Origin of the sequence: Macrococcoides caseolyticum, assembly GCF_002902665.1 — a bacterium.
In the GTDB taxonomy this organism is placed as follows: Bacteria; Bacillota; Bacilli; order Staphylococcales; family Staphylococcaceae; genus Macrococcoides; species Macrococcoides caseolyticum.
In genome coordinates, this window is the sequence record NZ_PPRM01000049.1 from 1 (window position 1) to 762 (window position 762).

Annotated in this window: 1 protein-coding gene; it reads right to left on the bottom strand. The window is 27.3% G+C overall.

The window, feature by feature from the left end:
• Positions 1–41: 41 nt before the first annotated feature.
• On the bottom strand, positions 42–762 hold a 721-nt coding region (locus CD152_RS07785), incomplete at its 5' end, for an IS3 family transposase (RefSeq protein WP_146034102.1).

Below are 762 nucleotides of genomic sequence, written 5' to 3' on the forward strand. Positions count from 1 at the left end.
TGAACATCACCCAGTCAAGTAGACACTTAAAAAAATAAAAATTAATTACTCGGCTGTGCTTGTATTAGCGCAGCCATTTTTAATGATATACGTTTGCCGTTAAAAAAATTAATATAATTTCTAATCTCTTTATTAGCTTGATTAAAATCATCAAAGATATATTTTTTACTTTTAAAAATCTCCGATTTTAATAACCCCCAAAACCCTTCCATTGGACCATTGTCTATGCATCTGCTAACTCTTGACATACTCTGGATCATTTTAGCTTCTTGAATTTTTTTGTTAAAATTTCTATTTGTATATTGAAATCCTCTATCACTGTGAAAAATAATACCTTCAGTATCATGTTTATTTATGGCTTTATTAAATGTTTTAAATACTAATGGATTATCATTTCTTTGTGAGATTTCATAACTTATAATCTTTTTTGAACCTAAATCATAGATTGCACTAAGGTATACTTTTTTGCCGTTTCTTAATTTGAACTCTGTCACATCTGTTAACCAAACTTTATTTGGTTTATCTTGTTGAAACTCTCTGTTCAATACATTTAAAGCAGTTGTTTCAGGAGTACTACGAATGTATTTCTTCTTCTTCTGACGAATCAAAGCTTTAATATTATATTTTTGAGTTATTCTCTGTACTTTTTTATGGTTAACCTGATATTCAGTAAATAATCTTAAATAAATATAGATTCTTCTGTAACCATATGTACCTCCGGATAAATTGTAAATTCGAAGAATTTCTTTTTTTAAATTTTCA